Annotated in this window: 19 protein-coding genes and 1 tRNA gene; 11 read left to right on the top strand and 9 right to left on the bottom strand. The window is 47.8% G+C overall.

Annotated features, from left to right (window positions below):
* Positions 1–58 precede the first annotated feature (58 nt).
* From INF28_RS00665 to INF28_RS00640, 6 genes are read right to left on the bottom strand one after another with little or no spacing between them, the layout of a single operon-like run.
* Positions 59–1,267, bottom strand: coding sequence for a glutamine synthetase family protein (locus INF28_RS00665; RefSeq protein ID WP_226391531.1), 1,209 nt, complete (start codon positions 1,265–1,267; stop codon positions 59–61).
* Between the two features lie 20 nt (positions 1,268–1,287).
* On the bottom strand, positions 1,288–2,007 hold the full coding sequence (locus INF28_RS00660) for a GltB/FmdC/FwdC-like GXGXG domain-containing protein (RefSeq protein WP_264175632.1): 720 nt from the start codon (positions 2,005–2,007) through the stop codon (positions 1,288–1,290).
* On the bottom strand, positions 2,007–3,254 hold the full coding sequence (locus INF28_RS00655; RefSeq protein WP_226391530.1) for an NAD(P)/FAD-dependent oxidoreductase: 1,248 nt from the start codon (positions 3,252–3,254) through the stop codon (positions 2,007–2,009). Before INF28_RS00655 ends, INF28_RS00660 begins: the two co-directional genes overlap by 1 nt.
* A gap of 6 nt (positions 3,255–3,260) precedes the next feature.
* Positions 3,261–3,689: a 4Fe-4S dicluster domain-containing protein gene (locus INF28_RS00650; RefSeq protein ID WP_226391529.1), complete on the bottom strand. Its 429-nt coding sequence runs from the start codon at positions 3,687–3,689 to the stop codon at positions 3,261–3,263.
* 5 nt (positions 3,690–3,694) lie between these two features.
* Entirely contained in the window at positions 3,695–5,200 is a 1,506-nt protein-coding gene (locus INF28_RS00645; RefSeq protein ID WP_226391528.1) for a glutamate synthase-related protein, read from the bottom strand.
* Positions 5,200–6,291 (bottom strand): class II glutamine amidotransferase, encoded by a 1,092-nt coding sequence (locus INF28_RS00640; protein ID WP_226391527.1) that lies wholly within the window; start codon positions 6,289–6,291, stop codon positions 5,200–5,202. Before INF28_RS00640 ends, INF28_RS00645 begins: the two co-directional genes overlap by 1 nt.
* Positions 6,292–6,700: 409 nt before the next feature.
* Here INF28_RS00640 and INF28_RS00635 point away from each other — a divergent pair, with 409 nt between their 5' ends.
* The 9 genes from INF28_RS00635 (at position 6,701) to INF28_RS00595 (ending at position 21,221) form a co-directional block, all read left to right on the top strand.
* The gene (locus tag INF28_RS00635; RefSeq protein ID WP_226391668.1) at positions 6,701–8,797 is read left to right on the top strand and encodes a glutamine synthetase III family protein; all 2,097 of its coding nucleotides are present in this window, start codon (positions 6,701–6,703) and stop codon (positions 8,795–8,797) included.
* A gap of 31 nt (positions 8,798–8,828) precedes the next feature.
* On the top strand, positions 8,829–10,580 hold the full coding sequence (locus INF28_RS00630) for an ammonium transporter (RefSeq protein ID WP_404815128.1): 1,752 nt from the start codon (positions 8,829–8,831) through the stop codon (positions 10,578–10,580).
* A gap of 49 nt (positions 10,581–10,629) precedes the next feature.
* Positions 10,630–12,210, top strand: a complete 1,581-nt coding sequence (gene asnB, locus INF28_RS00625; protein ID WP_226391526.1) for an asparagine synthase B — start codon at positions 10,630–10,632, stop codon at positions 12,208–12,210.
* Positions 12,211–12,240: 30 nt separating this feature from the next.
* Positions 12,241–13,851, top strand: a complete 1,611-nt coding sequence (locus tag INF28_RS00620; protein WP_226391525.1) for a CTP synthase — start codon at positions 12,241–12,243, stop codon at positions 13,849–13,851.
* Between the two features lie 8 nt (positions 13,852–13,859).
* Complete coding sequence (gene carA / locus INF28_RS00615; protein ID WP_404815127.1) at positions 13,860–15,017, top strand: glutamine-hydrolyzing carbamoyl-phosphate synthase small subunit; 1,158 nt, start codon at positions 13,860–13,862, stop codon at positions 15,015–15,017.
* Complete coding sequence (carB, locus tag INF28_RS00610; protein ID WP_226391524.1) at positions 15,010–18,198, top strand: carbamoyl-phosphate synthase large subunit; 3,189 nt, start codon at positions 15,010–15,012, stop codon at positions 18,196–18,198. Before carA ends, carB begins: the two co-directional genes overlap by 8 nt.
* A gap of 2 nt (positions 18,199–18,200) precedes the next feature.
* A complete protein-coding gene (dapF, locus tag INF28_RS00605) occupies positions 18,201–18,989 on the top strand; it encodes a diaminopimelate epimerase (RefSeq protein ID WP_226391523.1) in 789 nt (262 codons plus the stop codon).
* Complete coding sequence (locus tag INF28_RS00600) at positions 18,986–20,176, top strand: LL-diaminopimelate aminotransferase (RefSeq protein WP_226391522.1); 1,191 nt, start codon at positions 18,986–18,988, stop codon at positions 20,174–20,176. Before dapF ends, INF28_RS00600 begins: the two co-directional genes overlap by 4 nt.
* 127 nt (positions 20,177–20,303) lie before the next feature.
* Positions 20,304–21,221, top strand: a complete 918-nt coding sequence (locus INF28_RS00595; RefSeq protein ID WP_226391521.1) for a magnesium transporter CorA family protein — start codon at positions 20,304–20,306, stop codon at positions 21,219–21,221.
* Positions 21,222–21,727: 506 nt separating this feature from the next.
* On the opposite strand, the gene INF28_RS00590 is transcribed toward INF28_RS00595, so the two are convergent.
* The 3 genes from INF28_RS00590 to INF28_RS00580 form a co-directional block, all read right to left on the bottom strand.
* Positions 21,728–21,804: transfer RNA gene (locus INF28_RS00590), tRNA-Pro, on the bottom strand.
* 165 nt (positions 21,805–21,969) lie between these two features.
* Positions 21,970–22,488, bottom strand: coding sequence for a spore maturation protein (locus tag INF28_RS00585; protein ID WP_318961688.1), 519 nt, complete (start codon positions 22,486–22,488; stop codon positions 21,970–21,972).
* Positions 22,485–23,066, bottom strand: coding sequence for a nucleoside recognition domain-containing protein (locus tag INF28_RS00580; protein WP_226391520.1), 582 nt, complete (start codon positions 23,064–23,066; stop codon positions 22,485–22,487). Before INF28_RS00580 ends, INF28_RS00585 begins: the two co-directional genes overlap by 4 nt.
* 215 nt (positions 23,067–23,281) lie before the next feature.
* Here INF28_RS00580 and INF28_RS00575 point away from each other — a divergent pair, with 215 nt between their 5' ends.
* Together INF28_RS00575 and INF28_RS00570 are read left to right on the top strand one after the other, a co-directional pair.
* Positions 23,282–24,667 carry a glycine--tRNA ligase gene (locus INF28_RS00575; RefSeq protein ID WP_226391664.1) on the top strand — a complete coding sequence of 462 codons (1,386 nt, stop codon included), beginning with the start codon at positions 23,282–23,284 and terminating at the stop codon, positions 24,665–24,667.
* A gap of 20 nt (positions 24,668–24,687) precedes the next feature.
* The gene (locus INF28_RS00570) at positions 24,688–26,064 is read left to right on the top strand and encodes an aminotransferase class I/II-fold pyridoxal phosphate-dependent enzyme (RefSeq protein ID WP_226391519.1); all 1,377 of its coding nucleotides are present in this window, start codon (positions 24,688–24,690) and stop codon (positions 26,062–26,064) included.
* Positions 26,065–26,074 lie beyond the last annotated feature (10 nt).

Here is a 26,074-nt window from a genome sequence, read left to right as displayed (position 1 = left end):
GTGCTTCCTCCCTCTTTTTCCCTGGCAAAAGCAGGTTTGTTATATAGGTATGCTTGTTTTAGCCACAATAAATATGCAGGATCTCTTCGGCGACATATTTTTTGATAAAGGCGCTGTCCGAAGCCGTCTTGCAGGCACTATTCAGGTCGGCCGGCAGCTTCTGAAAACGACGGAGCACAGCTGGATCGGCTTTATAAAGGTTAAAATCCGCCACCATGGGTAGGTCAAGCTTTTTTTCAATTCCATTTAGACCCGCATAAATAATCAAAGTCAGAGCCAAATAGGGATTGGCGGAAGGATCAGGCGAACGGAGTTCTGCCCGGCGGTATTCGCCGGCGGCGGCAGGAATCCGCATCAGCTGCGAGCGGTTTTCACTGGACCAGGAAATATATTCCGGCGCTTTGTTGCTGCCAAAACGTTCATAAGAATTCTCAGCGGGGTTTAAAAAGGCAGTCATATCTTTGACTTTATCAAGAACGCCGGCAATCATATAGCAAAGAGCATCGGGACAATGGTCGGCCTTAACTGACATATTAATATGAAAGCCGTTTCCTGGTTTATCCCGCAAGGGCTTGGGACTGAAATCCGCAAACAGACCGTTGCGCTGGGCAACCGTTCGCACCACCGTTTGGAATGTCATTACATTATCTGCGGCGGAAACCGGGTCGGAATACCGAAAGTCGATCTCGTTTTGTCCCGGTCCTTCCTCGTGATGAGAGCTCTCAGGGCGAATTCCCATTTGTTCCAAGGTAAGACAGATCTCCCGGCGGATATTTTCCCCTTTGTCATCTGGTGCAATATCCATATATCCGGCATAGTCATAGGGTATCTTGGTGGGGTTGCCGTTTTCATCCAGCCGGAAAAGATAAAATTCCTGCTCTGCGCCGAAAGCAAAGCGGCAGCCGGCTTTTTCTGCTTCCTTTGTTGCCTGAATTAAAAGTTGACGAGTATCTCGCTCAAAAGGGTGGCCATCAGGATAAGAAATGGTGGAAAACATGCGTACTACCTTACCGTGCTCTGGCCGCCATGGAAGCTGCATCAGCGTCTCTGGATCCGGGTGGAGCAACAGGTCGGAATGGGTTTCGTCTCCAAAGCCCTTGATGGCGGAGGCGTCGAATGCAATTCCGTATTCAAAGGCCCGGGGAAGCTCTTCTGGCATAATAGAGATATTTTTCTGCCTGCCGAACACATCACAAAAGGCAAGCCGAATAAATTTTACATCGTCCTCCTGTACATACTGCAATACCTCTTGTTTTGAATACTTCATAATCTTTTACCTGCTTTCTTTTAGTTTGCAACATACATCTGTTTGTAAGGATTTTTACTGTCCGGAGTGACTACGGTAAAAGGGGCGCTAAGAATTTCTTCCGCATTTAGGCCAAATAATTCGGCAAACTCCGAAACAGCAGGGCGAATTTGTTCTATATCGGTTGCATCGGCGGCATGAGCCGTAACCTGGGACGGGAATTTAATGCCATGGCAGTCGCTTCGGAGATAAATTTTACCACCATGCATACCTGTAGATGGGTAGTTGCCCACAATATTTTTGCGATCGTTGCTCAGGCCAAGGACAATAATAGTGCCGCCTGCCTGGTATTCGCCTAAAAAACTTCCGCATTTGCCGCCGATTACCATGATTGGCTGCTTTTCTTTGTAGGCTTTCATATGAATACCGGCTCGGTAGCCCGCATTGCCTTTTACAAAGATTTTGCCGCCTCGCATAGCGTATCCTGCGGCATCGCCAATATTTCCGTGGACAATAATTTTCCCGTCATTCATGGTATCGCCTACAGCATCCTGCGCATTGCCCATAACCTCTAAGACTGCGCCGTTAAGATAAGCTCCCAGTGCATTACCGGGAATCCCCGTAATCTTTATATTTTTATCAGACATACCGGCAGCAATAAAACGTTGACCCAGGCAATCCGTAATACTGCAGTCGCCTTTTGCATCGCGTAAAGCAGCATTTAGTTCTTTATAATCGGTGTTTCTTGCGCTTATATTCATTATAACACACCTCCAAGTTTTTTTCTACGGGTTTCGGGCAAAAATATTGCAAGAGAGGGAGATTTTTTTAGCATTGCAGCATCAATATCCGTCAGAGGCATTTTTTCCCGTATCAAAGAAGTGTATATGCCTGCCCGGTCAACCTTTCCAATCAGAATATATCCCGCGAGAAAACCGTCTTTCATATAAAGTCTTTTGATAAAGGAATCCCCTTTTTCCTCATACACTTCACCACCGTCCTGCTTGGTGGGATAACTGCCTGCAGTCATGGCATGGAGTCCAAAGAAACCGATGGAATTCATGGGGATCGCATTGTCAAAGACCGCTTCACCTCCTGCCATATTAATGCCGGCGCATTTGCCCTGGATATATGCATTGGGAAGAATGGCAAGGACTTTTTTCTGTCCAGATGAAATATCGTCTCCTTCGGTACAGTCTCCTGCGGCATAAATGTGGGCTATGGAAGTTTGCATTTTATCATTAATAAGAATACCACGGTTCACCTCGCCGCCAATCTCCTTGAGCAGGGCAGTGTTTGCTCTTACCCCGACAGCCAGAACAAGTACATCAAAGGCAACGTCTGTACCGCTGTTCATCTTTGCGGTGTTTTTGTCAAAGGTGGCAACGCTGTCCCCCAGAAGAAATTTGATTCCATGTTTTTCAAGGTGCTTCTGCATCAAAGCGGCGCATTCTTCGTCTAAGATACTGGAGAGAATACGGTCTGCCAAGTCGCATACGGTGATTTCAGATACTCTGTCTGCAAGCCCTTCGGCGCATTTCAGTCCGATCAGCCCGGCACCCACAATGAAAACCCTGGTGTTTTTATTTATGGCATGCTCTAAAGCCTGCATATCATCTATTGTCATAAAAGAAAATTTTTTGTCCACCGTCTCCAGGCCGGGAAAGGGCGGAACAAAGGGGGAAGAGCCTGTGGCAATACATAACTCGTCATATGGAATCTCGTCCCCACTATTGGTGATAACCAGCTTATGTTTGTCATCGATTTTTATGGCCTGTTTTCCATATAGAACATTGCAGCCGTTGTTTAAGTAATAATCCTTTTCTCTGTAGTTCATTTTTTCTATTGTAGTTTTACCTTCAAGGCAATAAGAAATCAGAGGCCGGCAGTAGACAGGATGGTTTTCTTCAGATATGACGGTTATCTCTGATGCAGTATCCTGTGTTCTGATTCCTTCAATACAACCGGCTGCGGCAACACCGTTGCCAATAATCACATATTTTTTCACAGCAGCTCACCTCTCCTCATAAATAATAGCATTGTTGGGGCATCCGGCTACACAGGCAGGGGACCCGCAGGAATTTTCCAGACAGAGCTCGCATTTTTGAACAACGCCGTTTTCTCCTTGTGCCACCGCACCGTACGGACATACTAAAATGCAGGTAAGGCATCCAATGCACTTGTCATGGTCAATGCAAATTACTCCATCTTTGATGCTAAGTGCTCCGGAAATGCAGCTTTTTACACATATGGGGTCTTCACAATGACGGCAGGAAACCGCATAGGTAATTTTATCACTTTCTTCAATATGTACCCTTGGATAAATGGGTTTATTTTTCAGCGCCTTGACCATATTGGATATGCCAGAATTGGCAAAGGCACAGTTATATTCACACAAATGACAACCCAGGCACCATTTTTCATCTACATAAACTTTTTTCATTATTATCACTCTCCTGCATGCGAAATACCAAGAATAGAAAGTTCCCGATCGTTTAAGCCGACACCGCGCAGCATAAGCCGATTACCCTTCAGGGCTTCAATGGAATTGATGCCCATGCCGCCCATCAGTTCTTTAATTTCATGTTTCCAGGCCGTCATCAGGTTGATAAGGTGTTGGCTCCCGATATCCGGATTGAGTCGTTTGACCAGTTCAGGGTTTTGAGTGGCGATGCCCCAGTTGCATTTTCCGGTTTGGCATGTGCGGCATAGGTGACAGCCCAGGGCGAGGACTGCAGCAGTGGCAATATAGCAGGCGTCTGCTCCAAGTGCAATGGCTTTTACCACATCGGAGGCACTGCGAATGCTTCCGCCTACTACAAGTGACACATTATTTCTAATTCCTTCTTCACGAAGCCTGCTGTCAACCGATGCCAGCGCCAGTTCAATGGGAATGCCCACATTATCCCGAATACGGGTAGGAGCGGCCCCTGTGCCGCCGCGGAAGCCGTCAATGGCAATGATGTCTGCACCGCTTCTTGCAATGCCGCTTGCGATGGCAGCAATGTTATGCACAGCGGCAACTTTTACAATAATGGGCTTTTGATATTCCGTTGCTTCTTTCAATGAAAATACCAGCTGTCTTAAATCCTCTATGGAGTAAATGTCGTGATGAGGCGCCGGAGAAATTGCGTCAGAACCCTCGGGAATCATTCTTGTCCGAGAAACGTCTCCCACGATTTTCGCACCGGGCAGATGGCCGCCAATACCCGGCTTTGCTCCCTGTCCCATTTTAATCTCTACGGCTGCGCCGGCTTCCAGATAATCTTTATGCACGCCAAACCGTCCCGAAGCCACCTGTACAATGGTGTTTTTGCCATAGCAATAAAAATCCTCGTGCAGGCCGCCCTCGCCTGTATTATATAAGATACCCAGCTCTGTGGCAGCTCTTGCAAGGCTTGCATGGGCGTTATAGCTGATGGATCCGTAGCTCATGGCGGAAAACATGACCGGCATGGAAAGCTCCAATTGGGGTGGGGTATTGCAGATCAGGTTTCCGTTTTTGTCCCGCTGCACTTTTTCTGGCTTTTTTCCCAAAAAGACCTTGGTTTCCATCGGTTCCCGCAGAGGGTCAATGGGTGGATTGGTCACCTGGGAGGCGTTGATAAGAATTTTGTCCCAGTATACCGGCAGCGGATTTGGATTTCCCATAGAGGAAAGCAGTACGCCGCCGCTGCTGGCTTGTTTGTATATTTCTTTAATGGTAGAATCGGACCAGTTGGCATTTTCCCGAAGCCTGCAGTCGTTTTTTACAATTTTCAGGGCTTTGGTAGGACACAGAGAAACGCATCTTTGACAGTTGACGCATTTTGTTTCGTCACTGATAAGAAGGTTCAAGTCTGCGTCATAGCTGTGGACTTCATTGGCGCATTGCCGTTCGCAAACGCGGCATTTTATGCATCGGTTCTCATTTCTGATTACTTCAAATTCCGGATTGATATAGATGTTTTGCATCAGTATGCACCCTCCTTTACCTTAACAATAACCGGCTCACCGCCGCTTGGAGCATAGATGTTTTCGGCTTCTGGTTCCATGACACGAATGGCAGCTTCTTCGCTGGCAATCAGTACTTTATCATCTTTTTCTCCGACTACCATGGAACGCAGCTTCAACCGGTCGTTTAACGCCATAAGTCCGCCGTTAAAGCCAAAAACAATGGAAAAAGGCCCAGTAATCAATAGATTGGAAAATACGGTCCGAAGATAGGTCAGTTTTTCCCTTTCGACGTCAGGTTTTCCTGCAATGGTACTCCAAAACGGAGCCGCAATGACATTGGCAGCCTCTTTCACAGTCAGTCCTTGTACCCGGAGAAGATAATCCATGATATAGGTGATAACTTCGGTATCGGTTTGCAGCGTACATTGATAACCAAACATTTCAATATAACGGCGATTGGCATCATAGGATGAAATTTCTCCGTTATGAACAATAGAATAATCCAGCAGGGTGAAGGGGTGGGCACCGCCCCACCATCCTGGCGTATTAGTGGGATAGCGTCCGTGGGCAGTCCAAGAGTAACCTTCATAGGTTTCCAGTTTGTAAAATACGCCTACATCCTCCGGAAAGCCAACCGCTTTGAAAGCGCCCATGTTTTTGCCGCTGGAAAAAACATAGGCTCCTGGCATTTCGGCGTTGATTTTCATGACGGTTCTTGCTACAAATTCCTTTTCACTCAGTTGCATGGCGGATAGAACAGATTTTAAAGGAGAAACGAAGTAGCGCCATATAATCGGCGCGTCAGTAATCTCAGGAATCTGGCGAGTGGGAATAATTTCGGATTTTACAATCTCAAACCGTTCTTTTAAAAATACTTCACAGTTTTTGCGCACCGCCCGTTCGTCAAAAAACATATGCAGGGCATAAAAATCCTTATATTCAGGATAAATACCATAACCCGCAAAGCCGCCGCCCAGTCCGTTGGACCGGTCATGCATGGGCTTCATGGCCTGCGTAATGCTCTCACCGGACATTCGGTTTCCCTCTTTGGAGATGACCGCGGCAATGGCACAGCCGGAGGGGATGCGTATTTGACCTTCTGTTTTCATATGGCTTCTTCCTTTCTCAATAAAACTCAACAGAAAAAGACGTTCATTTTGGTGCGGAAGCGACTCCGTACCAAAATGAACGCCTTTGCTCATTTGCAGGCATTATACACCTTTCCATGTTATTTGTCAAGCCGAAAAATGGATTTTTTGAAAAAAAAAGAAAAAAATTTGAAAAAAGGGGTTGACAAATCCTTCCGATGGGTGTACAATACGGGTTGTAAAAGGCAAGGGCGTCTTTGAGTTTGATACTCGAAGACGCTTTTTTTATTGATTTCCCAGTTGAAAAAGACGAGGAATTAAAAAAGCGAAAATAAAGAAAAAGGCAAAGGCGTCTTTCATGGAGTTCTTCCTAATTAACAGGCGTCTTTGTCTTTTGTTTTAACAATATTATGGAAAAGGAGAGATGATGATGGGAACGGTATCAGAGTATTTTGGAAGTTTGGTTTTTGATGACAGGGTGATGAAAGCAAATCTGCCAGCCAAGGTGTATCAAACACTGCGCAAGACCATTGATGAAGGTGCGCAGCTGGATATCGGCGTTGCCAACGCAGTGGCAGAGGCAATGAAGGATTGGGCGGTGGCACACGGCGCGACCCACTATACCCATTGGTTCCAGCCGCTGACGGGAATCACGGCAGAAAAGCATGACAGCTTTATTTCCCCTTCGCCGGATGGCGGTGTGATTATGGAGTTTTCCGGAAAAGAGCTGATCAAGGGTGAGCCAGATGCATCATCTTTTCCGTCGGGCGGTCTTAGGGCTACCTTTGAGGCGCGGGGCTATACCGCGTGGGATCCGACCTCTTATGCATTTATTAAAGGAAAGACCCTATGTATTCCTACTGCTTTTTGTTCGTACGGCGGGGAAGCGCTGGATAAGAAAACACCGCTGCTGCGGTCTATGGAGGCTTTAAATCGTCAAGCCCTGCGAATCCTCCGGCTGTTTGGGAACCAAAATGTAAAATGTGTCCGCACTTCGGTAGGACCAGAGCAAGAATATTTTTTAATTACTAAGGAGATGTATGATAAGCGCCCTGACCTCCGTTATACCGGACGAACCCTTTTTGGTGCAAAATCCCCCAAGGGACAGGAAATGGACGATCACTATTTCGGTATTATTAAGCCCAGAGTAGAAGCTTATATGGAAGAGCTTAATGAGGAATTGTGGAAGCTGGGTGTTCTGGCCAAAACAGAGCATAACGAAGTGGCGCCTGCGCAGCACGAATTGGCTCCGATTTATACTACCACCAATATCGCAACCGATCATAACCAGTTGACCATGGAAATTATGCAGAAGGTTGCGGCAAAGCATGGATTGGTATGTCTGCTTCATGAAAAGCCTTTTGCAGGCGTTAACGGTAGTGGTAAGCATAACAACTGGTCTATGGCTACCGATACTGGTGTAAATTTGCTTTCTCCAGGAGAAACACCTTATGAAAATGCCCAATTCCTGTTGTTCCTTTGCGCAGTGCTCAAAGCAGTGGACGATTATCAGGATCTTTTGCGGCTTTCGGTGGCAACGGCCGGAAATGACCATCGGCTGGGAGCCAATGAAGCTCCGCCGGCAGTGGTATCGGTCTTCTTGGGTGATGAATTAAACGCTGTTTTAGAAGCCATTGAAAACGATACACCATACAGTGGTACCGAAAGAACACAAATGAAGCTGGGTGTTGATGTGCTTCCCAAATTTAACCGGGATACCACAGACCGGAACCGCACCTCGCCCTTTGCGTTTACTGGAAATAAATTTGAATTCCGTATGCTGGGTTCCTCTAACAGCATTGCCTGTGCAAACATCATGTTAAATGGGGCGGTAGCAGAAAGTTTGAAAATCTATGCGGATCGTCTGGAAAAGGCCGATGATTTTGAAACCATGCTGCATGAAATGATTCGCAAAACCATTAAGGATCATAAGCGGATTATTTTTAACGGCAACGGGTATGACGAGGAATGGATTAAGGAAGCTACTGAAAAGCGGGGTTTGCTGAATTATCGCACCACACCGGATTGCATGCCGCATTTGCTGGATAAGAAAAATGTAGATATGCTGACAGCTCATGGAATTTATTCGAAAGCGGAGTTGGAATCCAGATGTGAGATCATGCTGGACAATTATTGCAAGACGGTGTTGATAGAGGCCAATACCATGGTGGATATGGCAAAAACGCAGATTGCGCCGGCCATTGAGGCTTATGCAGGAGATGTGGCAAAGAATGCCGCCAGAAAAAAGGCATTGGATCCCTCCATTGCCTGCAGCTATGAATGTAAACTGGTACAGAAACTTTCTGATCTGACTGATCGGATTGCAGTCAAAACGGACGAACTGGAAAAAGCCCTGATGGCGATGCATCACATTGATGGAATTATCCCACAGTCTGAGGCAATAAGGGATACGGTTCTGGTAAAAATGAGCGAGCTGCGGCTTGCTTGCGATGAGGCGGAAATATTAACGGCGAAACAATATTGGCCGTATCCATCTTATGGAGATATGTTGTTTAGTGTAAGGTAAAAAAATTTGATAGAAAAAGGAGTGGAGTCATATGGCAATGGAAGAAATCAGCAGATTGCTGGGAGAAGCGGTGTCGACAGAGGTTTTTGGTATCTGGTATTTGATTGGTGCGGCATTAGTGTTTTTCATGCAGGCAGGGTTTGCTATGGTGGAAACGGGATTTACCCGGGCAAAAAATGCCGGGAATATCATTATGAAAAACATGATGGATTTCTGTATTGGAACGGTGGTATTTGTTCTGCTTGGCTTTAGCTTGATGATGGCAGAAGACTATGTTTTTGGTATCATCGGTATTCCAAACTTAAGAATATTTACTGATTTTGGAAACTTTGTTCAAGAAAATGCGTCGAGCTTTGTGTTTAACTTGGTATTCTGTGCGACAGCGGCGACCATTGTATCTGGATCTATGGCAGAGAGAACGAAATTCCTTGCTTATTGTGTTTACTCGGGTGTGATTTCTCTCTTTGTGTATCCGGTGGAAGCAGGCTGGATTTGGAACAGCCAGGGCTGGCTGGCACAGCTGGGATTTCATGATTTCGCAGGTTCGGCGGCCATCCACTCGGTAGGCGGCTTGACGGCGTTGATCGGTGCTATTATGGTGGGTCCCCGTTTGGGAAAATATGTGAAGGATAAAGCGGGAAAGATAGAAAAGGTCAATGCTATTCCGGGACATTCCATTACCTTGGGTGCGTTAGGTTGTTTTATCCTTTGGTTTGGCTGGTATGGTTTTAACGGTGCGGCGGCATGGGATCAGGCTTCACTGGCCTCTATTTTCCTGACCACAACCATTGCGCCGGCAGTGGCGGCGTGCACCACTATGGTGTTTACTTGGATTAAAAATGGCAAGCCAGATGTTTCCATGTGTTTAAATGCCTCTCTTGCGGGTCTGGTTGGTGTGACAGCCGGATGTGACGCTTTAGATGCGCTGGGCGCAGCGATTGTGGGTATTGTTTCTGGTATTTTGGTGGTAGTGGTTGTAGAATTTTTGGATCTGAAATTACATATTGACGACCCGGTCGGTGCAGTGGGCGTCCATTTGGCAAACGGCGTCTGGGGAACCTTGGCGGTTGGCTTATTGGCAAACCCCAATGCCCCTGCAGGCTTGGAAGGTCTTTTCTATACGGGAAATCCGTCTTTGCTTGGTATTCAGATCGTGGGAATTGTGGCGGTATTGGTTTGGACGGGTGTGATGATGACGCTTGCTTTCTTCTTAATCAAAAAGACCATTGGCCTTCGGGTTTCACCGGAAGAAGAAATACAGGGTCTTGACAGTACAGAACATGGACTGCCCAGTGCGTATGCGGACTTTGTGCCAGCCGTGGAAAGTCTTCCTTATGGATATGAAAATGCGGAGGCTGTAGTTGGAGATGTTCCTCCAGCGGAGGCAGTAGAGGTGAAAAAAGTTCCTGCCTTTAGTGATGAGGGTGTGAAATTTACTAAGATAGAGATTGTGTGTAAGGAATCTCGATTTGAGCATCTGAAAGCAGCAATGATGCAAATTGGTATTACGGGCATGACTGTTTCCCATGTATTAGGATGTGGTATTCAGAAGGGTAAGCCGGAATATTATCGTGGTGTTCCTGTGGAGGCGAACCTTCTGCCAAAGATTCAGGTAGAGATCGTGGTCAGCAAAGTGCCAGTTCGTACTGTAATTGAAACGGCCAAGAAAGTGCTTTATACGGGACACATCGGTGACGGCAAGATCTTTGTATATGATGTGGAAAATGTGGTTAAGGTACGTACTGGAGAAGAAGGCTATGCAGCTTTGCAGGATGTGGAATAGAGCAGTGGTTATGTGTCCGGCTGACAGAATGTGATTGGAGGTATATGGTATGTGTTCCATTATGGCTTACTGCGGCAAAAATGCAGATATGGATAAGTTTCAGAAAGGATTTGACCGCACCGTGTCCCGGGGACCTGATGACAGCCGGATTGTGGATACTGGAAACGGCGTGATGGCTTTTCATCGCCTTGCCATTATGGGTTTGACACCGGCTGGAATGCAGCCCTTTGAGATGGACGGCAGTTACGTGGTCTGTAACGGCGAGATTTACGGTTTTGAAAAGCTCAAAGAAAAGCTCTCTGACAAATATACCTTTGCAAGCGGTTCTGATTGCGAGCTTTTGCTTCCCATGTACCGAGAGTATGGCACCGATATGTTTGCCATGCTGGATGCGGAATTTGCCTGTGTGATTTATGACGGAAACGAAGAAAAGTATATAGCGGCAAGGGATCCCATTGGGATCCGGCCGCTATACTATGGTTATGATAGTGATGGAGTGATTTTATTTGCCAGCGAGGCAAAGAACCTGGTGGGGCTTACGGATAAAATATGGCCTTTCCCGCCGGGACACTATTATAAAGATGGAAAATTTATTTGCTACTGTGATATTTCCAAGGTAGAAAAGGTTTGTCATGACGATTTGGAAACCGTTTGTAAAAAAATTCATGATAAGCTGGTGGCCGGGGTGGAAAAACGGCTGGTGGCAGACGCAAAGGTGGGATTTCTTCTCTCCGGAGGTTTGGATTCCTCTTTGGTGTGCGCCATTGCGGCAAAGAAAAGCAAAACCCCCATCCGCACCTTTGCTGTGGGGATGGAGAAAGATGCCATCGACTTGAAATACGCCAAGCAGGTGGCGGATTATATTGGAAGCATACATACCGAGGTGATCATTACCAGAGACGACGTGATTAATGCACTGGAAACCGTGATAGAACTGCTTGGCACCTTTGATATTACGACCATTCGTGCTAGTATGGGAATGTACCTGGTCTGTAAGGCCATTCATGAACAAACCGATATCCGGGTTTTGCTGACCGGAGAAATTTCAGATGAATTGTTTGGCTATAAATATACGGACTTTGCGCCGGATGCGGCGGCTTTTCAAGCGGAAGCGGAAAAACGGCTGCGGGAGTTGCATATGTACGATGTGCTCCGGGCGGATCGCTGTATTTCTGTCAATTCCCTGGAGGCTAGAGTACCGTTTGGAGATTTGGATTTTGTAAAATATGTGATGGCGGTAGATCCGGAGTTGAAGCTTAACCGGTATGGAAAAGGAAAGTATTTGCTCCGGGCGGCGTTCAAAGAAGGCGGATATTTGCCGGAAGAAATTCTCTGGCGGGAAAAAGCAGCGTTTTCGGATGCAGTGGGTCATTCCATGGTAGATGATTTAAAAGCCTATGCGGAGGAATATTACACCCAGGAAGAATTTGAAGAAAAATGCAAAAAATACACCCATGCAAGGCCTTTCACCAAGGAATCGCTGCTCTATCGGGAGATTTTTGAAAAATACTATCCCGGCCAGGGACAGATGATCGTGGATTTCTGGATGCCCAACCCCAACTGGGAGGGCTGTGATGTGAAGGATCCGTCGGCCAGAGTGTTGTCGAACTATGGCGACAGTGGAAAATAAAAAACAGGCAGCGGAAAAGGAGAAATTGGTATGACAAAGTATATTTTTGTAACAGGCGGTGTGGTTTCCGGTTTGGGAAAAGGAATTACGGCGGCGTCGTTGGGACGGCTCCTTAAGGCCAGAGGCCTTAAGGTGGCCGCCCAGAAGCTGGATCCATATATCAATGTGGATCCCGGAACCATGAGCCCTTATCAGCACGGCGAGGTCTTTGTCACCGAGGATGGGGCGGAAACGGATCTGGATCTTGGTCACTATGAACGGTTTATTGATGAGGATTTAAACCGGTATTCTAACCTGACAGCTGGAAAGGTGTACTGGAATGTTCTGAACAAAGAGCGGCAGGGGGCGTATCTGGGATCCACTGTACAGGTAATTCCCCATATTACCAACGAAATAAAAGAATTTATCTATAATGTAGGAAAAACGGCGGAGGCCGATGTGGTAATTACTGAGATCGGCGGGACCATCGGGGATATTGAATCTCAGCCGTTTATTGAAGCAGTAAGGCAAATCTCCCTGGAAGTGGGCAGGGAGAATAGCCTGTTTCTTCATGTTACCCTGGTCCCTTTTTTGGACGGTTCAAAAGAACATAAGTCAAAGCCCACCCAGCATTCGGTCAAGGAACTGCAGGGGATGGGCATTCACCCGGATATCATTGTCCTGCGCAGTGACCGCCCCATTGAAAAATCTATTTTTGAGAAAATCTCTATGTTTTGTAATGTCAAGCCGGACTGTGTGATAGAGAATCTTACTTTGCCTAATCTGTATGAAGCACCGCTCATGCTGGAGAAGGCAAATTTTTCTGCCGTGGTTTGCCGTGAATTGGGCATCAAGGCGCCGCCGCCAGAACTGGAGCAGTGGCGGCAGATGGTGGCGTCGGCCGCAGAACGGAAAAACACGGTTCATATTGGTTTAGTAGGGAAATATGTGGGACTGCACGATGCTTATTTATCGGTGGCAGAGGCCCTGCGTCATGCCGGCTATGTCCATCATGCCTATGTAGAAATCCATTGGATTGATGCAGAAGGACTGACAGAGCAAAACTGTGGAGATAAACTGTCAGGTCTTGACGGTATCTTGATTCCCGGTGGATTTGGAAGCCGTGGGATAGAGGGCATGATCCTTGCTGCCGCCTATGCCCGGGAGAATCAGCTGCCCTATTTTGGCATCTGCCTTGGAATGCAGGTGGCGGTTATTGAGTATGCCCGCAATCAGGCGGGGATTTCCGATGCGGACTCGGGGGAATTTCGGCCGGACAGCCCGCATAAGGTGATTGATTTTATGCCTGGGCAGAGTGATACCGTGGACAAGGGCGGAACTCTGCGTCTGGGTGCATACCCGTGCAAAATCAAAGAAGGCACCACAATGGATCGTTGTTACGGCAAGCCGCTCATTTGGGAGCGGCACCGGCATCGGTACGAATTTCAGAATGAGTACCGGGAACTGCTTGAGAGCAAGGGGCTGACCATAAGCGGTATTTCACCTGACGGGCGGCTTGTGGAGACGGTAGAACTTTCTGATCGGCCTTTTTATGTGGGTGTTCAGTATCACCCAGAATTCAAAAGCCGGCCCAATAAGCCCCATCCATTGTTTTTGGGATTTATTCAGGCTGCTTGTGAAAAAACGATTGCAACAAAGTAGGGTATGGAATGCAGGATTTGGAAGAAAATAGAAACAGAGAAAATGGAAAAGGCATACGAGGTGGGAATATGGTGATGGAGCAAAACAGGAAATTAATTTTGGAAAACGGACAGGAATATTGCGGATACGGCTTCGGTGCGGAAACAGAGCGGATATGTGAATTGGTATTTAATACCTCCATGGTTGGTTATCAGGAAATTTTATCGGATTTATCTTATGCAGACCAGACTGTGGTTATGACCTATCCTTTGATTGGAAATTACGGAATGGCGGAGGAGGATTATGAATCTAAGATCCCGGCAATTGGTGCGCTTGCAGTGCGGGATTACAGGGATGTGCCGTCTAATTTCAGAAGTACCGCCACCCTGTCTGAGGTGATGAAGCGGTATCAGATTCCGGGAATCTCCGGAATTGATACCCGAAAATTAACCAGGGTGATTCGTGATGAGGGCAGTTGTCAGGCACTGATTACAGGAATCTCCACTTCAAAAGAGCAGGGGCTTGCCCTGCTGAAGGGGTACAGCCGGCCTCATGATGCGGTCAGCAGAGTTAGCTGTAAAGAGAAATATGTATTGCCGGGCACAGAAGAAAAATACCATGTGGCCGCCATTGACTGCGGGATGAAGCAAAGGATTTTAGCCGGGCTTACCCAAAGAGGATGCAGGGTCACTGTGGTACCGTATGACACGCCGCCGGAGGAGATCGCGGCTCTTGGTCCGGACGGCATTTTCCTGTCTAATGGTCCCGGGGATCCGGAGGATGTACCGGAAACCATCCAAACAGTAAAGGCACTCCGGGGCAGATATCCTATTTTTGGAATATGTCTTGGTTTTCAGATGATTGCTTTGGCTTATGGGGCAAAGACCTATAAATTGAAATTTGGCCATCATGGAGGGAACCATCCGGTACGGGATTTGGCAACAGGCAAAATTGAAATCACCTCCCAGAACCATTCCTATGCGGTAAAGGCCGACAGCCTTGCGGCAACACCGCTGCGGGCCACCCATGTCAACCTGCTGGATCAGACGCTGGAGGGTGTTTGCTGTGAAGAGGATAGAGTGTTTGGCGTACAGTATCACCCGGAGAGCGCCCCGGGTCCGCAGGACAGCGGATATTTGTTCGACCGTTTTATGAAACTGATGGAGGAGGGAAAGAACAATGGCTAAGCGGACAGACATCAAAAAGGTAATGGTAATTGGCTCCGGTCCCATTGTGATTGGTCAGGCGGCCGAATTTGACTATGCGGGGACGCAGGCCTGTCTTGCCCTGAAAGAGGAGGGCTATGAGGTCATTTTGTGCAACTCCAACCCCGCAACCATCATGACCGATACGTCGGTGGCGGATAAGGTGTATATGGAGCCACTGAATCTGGAGTATGCGGCAAAAATTGTCCGCTATGAACGCCCTGACGCCATTTTGCCCGGCATTGGTGGTCAAACAGGACTCAACCTTGCCATGCAGCTGGAGAAAAAAGGTGTTTTAAAAGAGTGTGGTACAGAGCTTTTGGGAACCAAAAGCAGCAGTATTGAACAGGCGGAGGACAGGGAGTTGTTTAAGGAACTGTGTCAAAGCCTGGGAGAGCCGGTTTTGCCTTCCTGTATTGCAGAATCTATGGAAGAGGGCTTAGCTGCCGTGGAGGAAATTGGCTACCCAGTGGTGCTTCGGCCAGCCTTTACCCTGGGTGGTACCGGCGGCGGTTTTGCGGATTGTGAAAAGGAATTTCTGCCGCTGATGAAAAATGCGCTGAAATGTTCGCCGGTCAGTCAGGTGTTGATTGAAAAAAGCATTAAAGGATATAAGGAAATTGAATATGAGGTGATCCGTGACAGTAACGACACGGCAATCACTATTTGTAATATGGAAAATCTGGATCCTGTCGGCGTACACACCGGGGATTCTATTGTTGTCTGCCCGTCACAGACGCTTACGGACCGGGAATACCAGATGCTGCGAAATAGTGCGCTCAAGGTGATTCGGGCGCTGAAAATTGAAGGAGGATGTAATGTACAGTTTGCGCTGGATCCTCATTCCTTTCAGTATTATCTGATCGAGGTCAACCCAAGGGTGTCTCGGTCCTCTGCTCTTGCTTCCAAGGCCAGCGGCTATCCCATTGCCCGGGTATCGGCAAAGATCGGCATTGGTATGACGCTTGATGAGATTCCCATTGCCAATACACCGGCCTCCTTTGAACCGGCTCTTGACTATGTGGTGACTAAAATCCCTCGGTTTCCCTTTGACAAATTTACCGATGCGGACAATGTGCTGGGTACCCAGATGAAAGCCACCGGCGAGGTTATGAGCATAGGCAGAACGATGGAAGAAAGCCTGCTCAAGGCGGTGCGGTCTCTGGAAACTGGGGTGAATCATCTGTATCATTCTCGGTTTGATTCCATGACCAAGGAGGCGCTCCTTTCATACATCAAGGACGGAACAGAAGACCGTATTTTTGCTATTGCTCAGTTACTGCGTCTGGACTGTCCGGTGGAGGAAATTATGGCGGCTTCGTCCATTGACCGGTTTTTTATTGAAGCAATGAAGAATATTGTTGTTATGGAGCAGGAAGTGAAAAAAAATCCAGATAGCCTTTCGGTTTTGCGGGCAGCCAAGCGTATGGGCTTTTCAGACGGGGCCATCGGCTGGCTTTGGAATCGGGAGGAAACGGAAATCTTTGCCATGCGAAAGCAGGCAGGAATTTTCCCAGTATACAAGATGATGGATACCTGTGCTTCGGAGTTTGCCAGCTATATCCCCTATTTTTACTCCACCTATGAAGAAGAAAACGAATCAAAGCGCTCAGACAGACAGAAGGTAGTGGTGCTGGGTTCCGGGCCGATACGGATTGGGCAAGGGGTGGAATTTGACTATTCTACCGTTCATGCAGTCAAAACAATTCGAGCCGCCGGATATGAGGCCATTGTCATCAACAACAATCCTGAGACGGTCTCTACGGACTATACCTGTTCTGATAAGCTGTATTTTGAACCCCTGTGTGCCGAGGATGTCATTAATATTATTGAACTGGAACAGCCTATAGGCGTCATTGCGGCATTGGGCGGACAGACGGCGGTGAACTTGGCAGAGCCCCTGCGCCGGCGGGGCGTAAAAATCATTGGGACTGATTGTGCCGCTATTGAAAAAGCGGAAAACCGGGAAGCCTTTGAAAAACTGCTTTCCGAGCTGAATATCCCTCAGCCTAAAGGCCGGGCGGTCACAGACATCGAGGAGGGAATTCGAGCGGCGGAGGAAATTGGCTATCCGGTATTGGTTCGTCCCAGTTTCGTACTGGGGGGGCGGGCTATGCAGATTGTGGCGAAGCCGGATCAACTGCGGCATTACCTAAAAACCGCGGTTGCCATTGATGAGGACCGTCCCGTGCTGGTGGATAAATATATTCGGGGTAAAGAGGTTGAAGTGGATGCGGTTTGTGATGGAAAAGATGTTTTTTTGCCGGGCATCATGGAACTGGTAGAGCGAACCGGAATCCATTCCGGCGATTCCATCAGCGTATTTCCGCCGTACAGCATTTCAGAAAAGGTGAAAAACACCATCTATGATTATACCAAAAAGCTGGGGCTTGGCATAGGAATTGTGGGATTGTTTAACATCCAGTTTATTGTGGATGATAAGGATGATGTGTATATCATAGAGGTCAATCCTCGGTCTTCCAGAACGGTACCCTTTCTTTCCAAGGCCAGCGGTTATGCTCTGGCAGATATTGCAACCCTAGTAATTTTGGGAAAAAGCCTGAAGGAACAGGGGCTGACCCAAGCCCCGCCGAAAAAACCCAAACGGTATTATGTCAAGGCGCCCGCCTTTTCCTTCTCCAAGCTCAGCGGCATGGATTCCTATTTGTCACCGGAGATGAAATCCACTGGGGAGGCGATCGGCTATGATAAAAAGCTGCACCGGGCCATGTACAAGGCTATGCTGGCATCGGGGATCAAGCTGCAAAATTATGGGACAGTGGTAGTGACTCTGGCCGATGAGGATAAGGAAGAGGCTCTTCCACTGGTACAGAGGTTTTACAAGATGGGTTTCCGGTTGGAAGCCACTGCAGGCACTGCAGCGTTTTTGCAGAAGCACGGCATCAAGGCACGGGTGCGGCGAAAACTCAGTGAGGGAAGCGAGGAAATTCTTGATTCCATTCGTGCAGGTTATGTGAGTTACGTGGTCAATACCCGGGCGGTATTTTCCGGGGTGCACTATGAGGACGGTGCCGCAATACGGCGGTGTGCCAGCCAAAATAATATCACCATGCTTACCTCATTAGATACGGTTCGGGTTCTTTTGGACGTACTGGAGGAAGTAACCATTGGCGTTTCTGCCATCAATGAACAGGAGGATTAAATATGCGCTTTACAAAAATGCATGGATTGGGCAATGATTATTTGTATGTTTATGGAGAGCCGAAAGACCCGGAAGCCCTTTCGATCAAGCTGTCAGATCGGCATTTTGGAGCCGGTTCGGATGGCATGATCTGGATTTCACCGTCGACGGTTGCTGATTTCAAAATGCGGATTTTTAATGCAGACGGCAGCGAGGCAAAAATGTGCGGCAATGGGATTCGGTGCGTAGGAAAATATGTCTATGACAAAGGATATACCGATAAAAAGCGGCTGACCGTAGAAACCCTGTCCGGAATCCGTACTCTTGATTTGCAGGTCAGCGGAGGAAAGGTGAAAAGCGTTTCGGTGGATATGGGAAAGGCCATAGCAGAGGAAGAAAAAAAACTATGTATAGACGGACAGGAGATAACATACCTTCCGGTGTCGGTAGGGAATCCTCATGCGGTCATTTTTACGGAAGATGTCAGCCAGGTGCCGCTGGCTGAAATTGGGCCAAAGATAGAGCATCATCCTGATTTTCCCGGCGGCGTAAATGTAGAGTTTGTTGAGGTGCTGGGACAAGACAGCCTGCGGATGCGGGTGTGGGAGAGAGGAAGCGGCATTACCATGGCCTGCGGCACCGGGGCCTGTGCCAGTGCGGCCGCAGCAGTGAAAAAGGGATTTTGTCGCTTTGACTCGCCCATATCGGTGCAGCTGGACGGAGGCATACTGAAAATCCAGGTTGGGTCTGATGCGGCAGTGCGCATGACCGGCCCGGCAGAAACCATATACGAAGGAGAGGCTGACCTATGATAAAATTAAATACTCATTATGCGGATCTGAAAGAATCTTATTTGTTTTATAATATTGCACAAAAGACAAAAGCATATCTGGAAGAGAATCCAGATCAGCACCTTTACCGCATGGGCATCGGCGATGTATCTCTGCCGCTGTGCGGTGCAGTGATCGAGGCGCTTCGGGAAGCGGTGGAGGATCAGGGAAAAAAGGAGAGTTTTCACGGCTATATGCCAGAGTGCGGTGCGCCTGTTTTGCGCCAGACTGTGGCGGAGTATTACGGCAAACGGGGGGTGACCATCTCTGACCAGGAGGTGTTTGTATCCAGTGGTGCAAGTGACGAGCTGGGAGACATTCTGGATTTATTCTGTCCCGAGAGCAATGCTTTGGTGATCGAACCGGCATATCCTGCGTATGTGGACGCCAATATCATGGAAGGCAGAAAAATCATTCATTTGGCCTCCAGCAAGGAAAACGGATTTTTGCCGGAGCCGGATGAGAATCTTAAGGCGGACTTAATCTATCTTTGTTCCCCCAACAACCCAACGGGTGCCGTTTTCAGCCGGGAACAGCTGCAAAAATGGGTAGATTATGCCAATCAAAAAGGAGCCATTATCCTGTTTGATGCGGCATATGAGGCGTTTATCGAAGAGCCTGATTTGCCCCATAGCATTTTTGAACTGGATGGGGCCCGCACCTGTGCTATAGAAATTTGTTCTCTTTCCAAAACGGCAGGCTTTACAGGAACCCGTTTGGGCTATACCATCATTCCTAAGGAATTGGAGCGGGGCGGATTAAATATCAACAGTATGTGGGTGCGGAACCGAACCACCAAGACAAACGGCGTATCTTACATTTTGCAAAAGGGCGGTGCGGCTGTGTTTACACCCCGCGGCCAGCAGGAAGTGCGTGCCAACATTCAGGTGTATAAAAAGAATGCCGCAGTATTGATGGAAGCCCTTGACCAATGTGGTATTTGGTACTGTGGTGGAAAAAATGCCCCTTATATTTGGATGCAGTGCCCAAAAGGGATGGGCAGCTGGGAATTCTTTGATTATCTGCTGCGGGAAATCCAGGTGGTGGGCACGCCGGGAGAAGGCTTTGGTGCTTGCGGAGAGGGGTATTTTCGATTTTCTACTTTTGGAAGTCCAGAGGATACCAAAGAGGCCGCCCGCCGGCTTTGCACTTTGTTAGGCGGAAAATAGAAAATGGAATGCTTGCCCAAGGCAGTGGTTATTGGGCAGTGGACAAAAAGAAGTCTTGTTATTTTTCGGCCTTTATGATACAATTATTGTATCATAAAGGCTTTTCATTTTGTAAGGAGGTATTATCATGGAGGTGTATGCACTGGACCATATTATGAAACGGTTAGATGGCTTATCACAGGCAGAGACGCAGATATTGGTGATTCTGACCAGTGATGAACTGGTTCATACTCGATCTTTGCCTGGACTGGAGACGGTGCTTCATCATACACCCCTTGCAAGAGATGTCATGGACTGCAAGGCCGAAGGCCGCCGGGACTGCCTTTGCGGCACGGTGTTTACCCCGCGGCATACCAAGGAGGGAGAGCGGATTGCTTTTGGTTATCTGCTGACCAAAACGCATTTGGTGCTTTGCGATGACTGCGGCGTGATTCGTTCTGCTGTGAAACGGCTGGCCCAGGAAAGGCAGCGGCAGGAAAATGGGCCGGGCAGATTTTTTTATGAGCTGCTGGATTTTTTACTGATTAAAGATCCGCACCACTTAGAAGAGTTGGAAGACCGGCTTGGACAGCTGGAAGATCAAATCCTGGCCGGGGACCTGAATCGTTTTGGTGTGCTCCTGACTTCTATGCGCAAAAAAACAATGGCCTGGTTTCGCTATTATTCTCAGCTCGGCGTTATGATAAGTGAACTAGAAGAAGAGGAAAACGGGGTTTTTTCCAGCAGTGAACGGCGATTGATGCATATGTTGGAAAAACGTTTAAAACGGCTGCGGGACGAATCACAGCTGCTCCGGGAATATTGCCTTCAGATACGGGAGTTGTTTCAGGCAGAGGTGGATATTCGGCAAAACCGAATTATGAAGATTCTTACAGTAGTGACCACGCTTTGCTTGCCTTTGTCACTGGTGGCAGGATGGTATGGAATGAATTTTAAGGGAATGCCTGAACTGAGTTGGAAGTATGGCTATCCCGCTGTTATTGTGATTAGTCTGGTTATTGTTGCTTTTTGCCTGTGGATTATGAAGAAGAAAAAATTTTGGTAAAGCGGGTAAATACATCATTGGTATCTTAAGATGTCAAGAAAGGCACACCTGAATGATAAATTCAGATGTGCCTCAGACTGTCGAAAAAGTCGTTATACCGCAATCTTCGTCGCGGCAAGCCTCTTGGTTTGCCGCATTTTTTTGAAAATACGGCTTCACGTTATCGGCTGCCGCTCCTCTTTCCCGCAAAACCAGCAGTTTTGCGGGAGCCCTGTACCCGAAGGCTCCCCGGGCATTTATGTTGACCGCAAAATTGCTTTTCCTTTCCGCAAAAATGACGCCTGATTCATCGAGAAACCGGCGTCATTGCTTGCTTTTTCCGCAATCGCTCTCTACCGTACCTTTGTACGCCGACGAAAGCGATTACGAAAAATCTAACTTCCTTTTTCAACATCTGTCAGCGTGTCGATACTTTATCGACACGCTGAGGCACACCTGAATGATAATTCAGATGTGCCTTTTTTTGTACCAATAAAAATCGGAATGGAGCAAAGTCCATTCCGATGTGGTCGGAGTGACTGGATTCGAACCAGCGGCCACCTGAACCCCATTCAGGTACTCTACCAAACTGAGCCACACCCCGATTTGATTTTTAAAAATATTAGAAAAAATCTGCCCAAAAGGCACTTGCTTTTCTGCGCAAAAAATAGTATACACTATTTTTCTGAAAAATGCAAGCAATAATTTAAAAAAAATAAAAATTTCTTTTTTGATTAGGAAAAGAAACACGTCTTTTAAGCCAGATAAGTTATAAAAGCCATTGGGTAATCAAGACAGACATAATGATGCCCGTGATATCGGCTGTCAGTGCGGCAATCAAGGTGTGTCGTGTGTTTTTAACCCCCACTGCGCCGAAATAGACGGCTACGGTGTAAAAGGTGGTTTCGGTGGAGCCCATCATGACAGATGCAATTTTTCCAGCCAGGGAATCCGGCCCCAGTGTTTGAAAGATGTCCGTCACCATGGCAGTGGAAGCGCTGCCGGAAATGGGCCGAAGCAGAGCCAGGGGAAGCACGTCGGCCGGCATTCCCAGCCGGCTGAGCAGGGGGGAAAGGAAATCGGCCAGAAGCTCCGGCGCGCCGCTGGCCCGGAACATATGAATGGCCGCCATGAGCCCAACCAAAGACGGAAGGATACCGGTCATGCTTTTGAGAGCGGAACCGGCGCCCTCGGTAAAACAGTCGTACACCCCTACTTTTTTATATAGCCCCATTCCAATAAAAAGGGCAATGACAGCTGGAACAGCCATGGCAGAAATTTGGGTCACAACGGATATCTCCTTTCCAGTAATTTTGCCGCGGTAATTCCGGCAATCAGGGCACAGATGCTGGTCAGCCAGATGGGAATGATAATTTCTGCCGGAGCAGAGGAACCAAAGGTTTGCCGCAGGGAGAGCAGTGTGGTGGGTAAGAGCTGTATAGAAGCCGTGTTTAACACCACCAGCATGCACATGGCATTGGTAGCTGAGCCGGGCTTTGGACTGATCCGGTTTAATTCTCGGATCGCGTCAATGCCCAAAGGAGTGGCTGCGTTTCCCATGCCCAGCAGATTGGCTGTTATGTTTAAAATAATTTTCCCGCGGGCAGGACTTTGCTTGTCAAGATCCGGGAATAAAAGGCGAAGAAGCGGGTGAAGCAAGCGCGCCAGCAGGTCGATCAGCCCCGCGCGCTCGCCAATTTTGGCAAGCCCACCCCAAAGACACATGATACCAAGAAGAGTCAGGCTGATTTCTACCGCACTGCTTGCGCCGGTTACAGCTGCCGCGGCAGTTTCTTCTATCCGGCCGGTAAACAAAGAGACAATCAGGGAAAGCAGGATCATGCCGCCCCATATGTAATTGAGCATATTTTTCACCTTTTTCGTTTTTGTATATTCTATGCAGGTTGTCTGCAAAATAGCCCGTTTTTTAGGAAAAACAGGGAAAGGGGAAAAATTTGCCCTTTCCTTGAATAATGCTTGAATTTCGCTTGAAAATATATTATAATAAAAAGTAATAGTCTATAGAGACATAAAATTACGATGCGGGGCGCGGCAGCCAGCCGCGTTCGGAAAGGTTGATGATGATGAAAAATACGGAAAAAACCATGGATAAAATAGTTGCGCTTTGCAAAGGCCGCGGGTTTGTATACGCGGGCTCCGAGATTTACGGAGGGTTGGCAAATACATGGGATTACGGCCCTTTGGGAGTTGAGTTTAAAAATAACGTAAAACGGGCCTGGTGGAAAAAATTTGTGCAGGAGAGCCCGTATAATGTGGGGCTGGATGCAGCTATTTTGATGAATCCGCAGACCTGGGTGGCTTCCGGCCATGTGGGTGGTTTTTCCGATCCGCTGATGGATTGTAAGGAGTGTAAAAGCCGGTTTCGGGCAGACAAGCTGATTGAAGATGCTACGGGGCAGTCGGCGGATGGATGGTCAGACGAAAAAATGCTGCAATTTATTGAAGAAAATCAAATTGCATGCCCCAATTGCGGCAAGCATAATTTTACAGATATCCGCAAATTCAACCTGATGTTTAAAACCTTTCAGGGTGTTACCGAAGACAGCAAAAATGAAATTTTCCTTCGTCCAGAGACAGCACAGGGCATTTTTGTGAACTTTAAGAATGTACAGCGGACTTCCAGAAAAAAAATACCGTTTGGTATTGGACAGATCGGGAAATCTTTCCGTAATGAAATCACCCCTGGAAATTTTACCTTCCGCACCAGAGAGTTTGAGCAGATGGAACTGGAGTTTTTCTGTAAGCCGGGCACCGATTTAGAATGGTTCAGTTACTGGAAGGATTACTGCAAGCATTTTCTGCTCTCGCTGGGTATCAGCGAAGAGAATATCAAGCTTCGGGATCATGAAAAGGAAGAACTGTCCCATTACAGCAATGCTACCACAGATATTGAGTTTATGTTCCCCTTTGGCTGGGGCGAGTTGTGGGGCATTGCCGACCGGACGGACTTTGATTTAAAACAGCACAGCCAGCACAGCGGCGAGAAGATGGAGTACAACGATCCCGAAACCGGGGAAAAGTATGTGCCGTACTGCATTGAACCGTCACTTGGCGCAGATCGTGTGGCTTTGGCGTTTTTGGTAGAGGCATATGATGAAGAGGTCATTGATGCAGAACGTAATGATGTGCGTACTGTAATGCATTTTCATCCGGCGCTGGCGCCAATTAAGGCGGCGGTTTTGCCATTGTCTAAAAAACTTTCGGAAAAAGCGCAAGAAGTCTATCATATGCTGGCCGCAGAATTTATGTGTGAATACGATGAAGCGGGAAGTATTGGAAAACGGTATCGCCGCCAGGACGAGATTGGCACGCCGTTTTGCATTACTTATGATTTTGATTCCGAGGAAGACGGCAGTGTGACCATACGACATCGGGACAGCATGGAGCAGGAAAGAGTTAAAATTGATGATTTGGTGGAGTATATCCGCAAAGGAATCCGCTTTTAAATAAAAAAACGGGGTGTGCTATGTCACTGTATCATGAATTAAAAAAATTTCATCAAAAGGATCAGGTGAGTTTTCATATTCCCGGACACAAAAACGGCAAAGGACTGAGCGAAAGATTGAAACGGGATGGCTTTTTGCTGGATGTGACCGAATTTTCTGAAACGGATGATCTGCAAAACCCAACTGGAATTCTTCGGCAAGCACAGCTGCGGGCTGCACGAGCATTTGGTGCCGGCACCAGCTTTTACCTGACCAACGGATCCAGCGGCGGACTGCATGCCGCAGTGCTGGCTGCCTGCAAGGCCGGCGATCAAATTTTGGTAGACCGAAGCTGTCATCAGGCGGTGATTGCGGCGTTGGTTCTGGCAGGACTTCGCCCCGTGTTTGTGTATCCCGGCTTTGACCCGGAACTGGGCGTTTATACTGGAATTACGGCGGCAATGGTAAAATCTGCAATTGATGAAAATCCGGATATTACAGGGGCTGTGATCACCAGCCCCACCTATTATGGTATATGCTCCGATATATGGGGGATTGCCATGTGCCTGCATAACAGCGGAAAGTTTTTGATTGTAGATGAAGCGCATGGCGCGCATTTCGCGTTTCATGAGGAGTTGCCGGCAACAGCGCTTTCTCTTGGGGCAGATATCTGTGTGCAGAGTGCGCACAAGACCTTGCCTGCTTTGGGACAAACCGCATTTTTGCATGTGGGACGGGGTTCTCTGATTGACCGGGACGCAGTGGCGCAGGCTCTGCGGCTGGTACGGAGCACCAGCCCCTCTTATCTGTTAATGACCTCCTTGGATGAGGCGGTCATGTATATGGAGCGGCACGGCGTTCGGGAGCTGGATCGGTGTATTCGGCAGACAGCGGAGCTAAAAGCAACTGTGAGAAAATACGGTGTTTTGGAGTTTTTGGACAGCAAAGGGCTAAATTGTCCTCAGGATGCCCTGCGGCTGGTTGTTGATTTCAGAAAAACGGGCGTCAGCGGTTATTGTATGCAGCGGTTATTGCAGGAAACATTTCATATTTATCCGGAAATGGCGGATGCGTTTCATGTTGTATTTGTGATTACGACAGCGAATACACGGCAGGAAATAGAATTTTTGAAGCAAGCGCTGATACGGATATCGCGAACACGGTTAGATTCCGTTCCAGCGCTTGCGCCGGAACCTCTGTCGAAGGTTGTCATGACAATGGAACCAAAGGCGGCATGGAATGCGCAAAAGAAACGGATACCAATACGAGATGCATCAGGTGAAGTTTCTGCAGGGATTGTTTCGGTTTGTCCACCTGGAGCAGCAGTTTTGATTCCCGGACAAAAAATTGATCCTGCGGCAGTTTCGTATTTGCTTCGGCATAGTGAGGAAGAATCTGTAGAAATTATAAAACGGTAGCTTGGGAAGA

The organism is Ructibacterium gallinarum (assembly GCF_014982785.1).
Lineage (GTDB): Bacteria > Bacillota > Clostridia > Monoglobales > Monoglobaceae > Ructibacterium > Ructibacterium gallinarum.
This window is presented reverse-complemented; position numbering and strand designations above follow the sequence as displayed.

What these genes read in the sequence shown, in the direction of transcription:
- INF28_RS00665 (WP_226391531.1), bottom strand. Translation starts at nt 1,267, where the DNA reads ATGAAGTATTCAAAACAAGAGGTATTGCAGTATGTACAGGAGGACGAT.
- INF28_RS00660 (WP_264175632.1), bottom strand. Translation starts at nt 2,007, where the DNA reads ATGAATATAAGCGCAAGAAACACCGATTATAAAGAACTAAATGCTGCT.
- INF28_RS00650 (WP_226391529.1), bottom strand. Translation starts at nt 3,689, where the DNA reads ATGAAAAAAGTTTATGTAGATGAAAAATGGTGCCTGGGTTGTCATTTG.
- INF28_RS00645 (WP_226391528.1), bottom strand. Translation starts at nt 5,200, where the DNA reads ATGCAAAACATCTATATCAATCCGGAATTTGAAGTAATCAGAAATGAG.
- INF28_RS00640 (WP_226391527.1), bottom strand. Translation starts at nt 6,291, where the DNA reads ATGAAAACAGAAGGTCAAATACGCATCCCCTCCGGCTGTGCCATTGCC.
- INF28_RS00635 (WP_226391668.1), top strand. Translation starts at nt 6,701, where the DNA reads ATGGGAACGGTATCAGAGTATTTTGGAAGTTTGGTTTTTGATGACAGG.
- INF28_RS00630 (WP_404815128.1), top strand. Translation starts at nt 8,829, where the DNA reads ATGGCAATGGAAGAAATCAGCAGATTGCTGGGAGAAGCGGTGTCGACA.
- asnB (WP_226391526.1), top strand. Translation starts at nt 10,630, where the DNA reads ATGTGTTCCATTATGGCTTACTGCGGCAAAAATGCAGATATGGATAAG.
- INF28_RS00620 (WP_226391525.1), top strand. Translation starts at nt 12,241, where the DNA reads ATGACAAAGTATATTTTTGTAACAGGCGGTGTGGTTTCCGGTTTGGGA.
- carA (WP_404815127.1), top strand. Translation starts at nt 13,860, where the DNA reads ATGCAGGATTTGGAAGAAAATAGAAACAGAGAAAATGGAAAAGGCATA.
- carB (WP_226391524.1), top strand. Translation starts at nt 15,010, where the DNA reads ATGGCTAAGCGGACAGACATCAAAAAGGTAATGGTAATTGGCTCCGGT.
- dapF (WP_226391523.1), top strand. Translation starts at nt 18,201, where the DNA reads ATGCGCTTTACAAAAATGCATGGATTGGGCAATGATTATTTGTATGTT.
- INF28_RS00600 (WP_226391522.1), top strand. Translation starts at nt 18,986, where the DNA reads ATGATAAAATTAAATACTCATTATGCGGATCTGAAAGAATCTTATTTG.
- INF28_RS00595 (WP_226391521.1), top strand. Translation starts at nt 20,304, where the DNA reads ATGGAGGTGTATGCACTGGACCATATTATGAAACGGTTAGATGGCTTA.
- INF28_RS00580 (WP_226391520.1), bottom strand. Translation starts at nt 23,066, where the DNA reads ATGCTCAATTACATATGGGGCGGCATGATCCTGCTTTCCCTGATTGTC.
- INF28_RS00575 (WP_226391664.1), top strand. Translation starts at nt 23,282, where the DNA reads ATGATGAAAAATACGGAAAAAACCATGGATAAAATAGTTGCGCTTTGC.
- INF28_RS00570 (WP_226391519.1), top strand. Translation starts at nt 24,688, where the DNA reads ATGTCACTGTATCATGAATTAAAAAAATTTCATCAAAAGGATCAGGTG.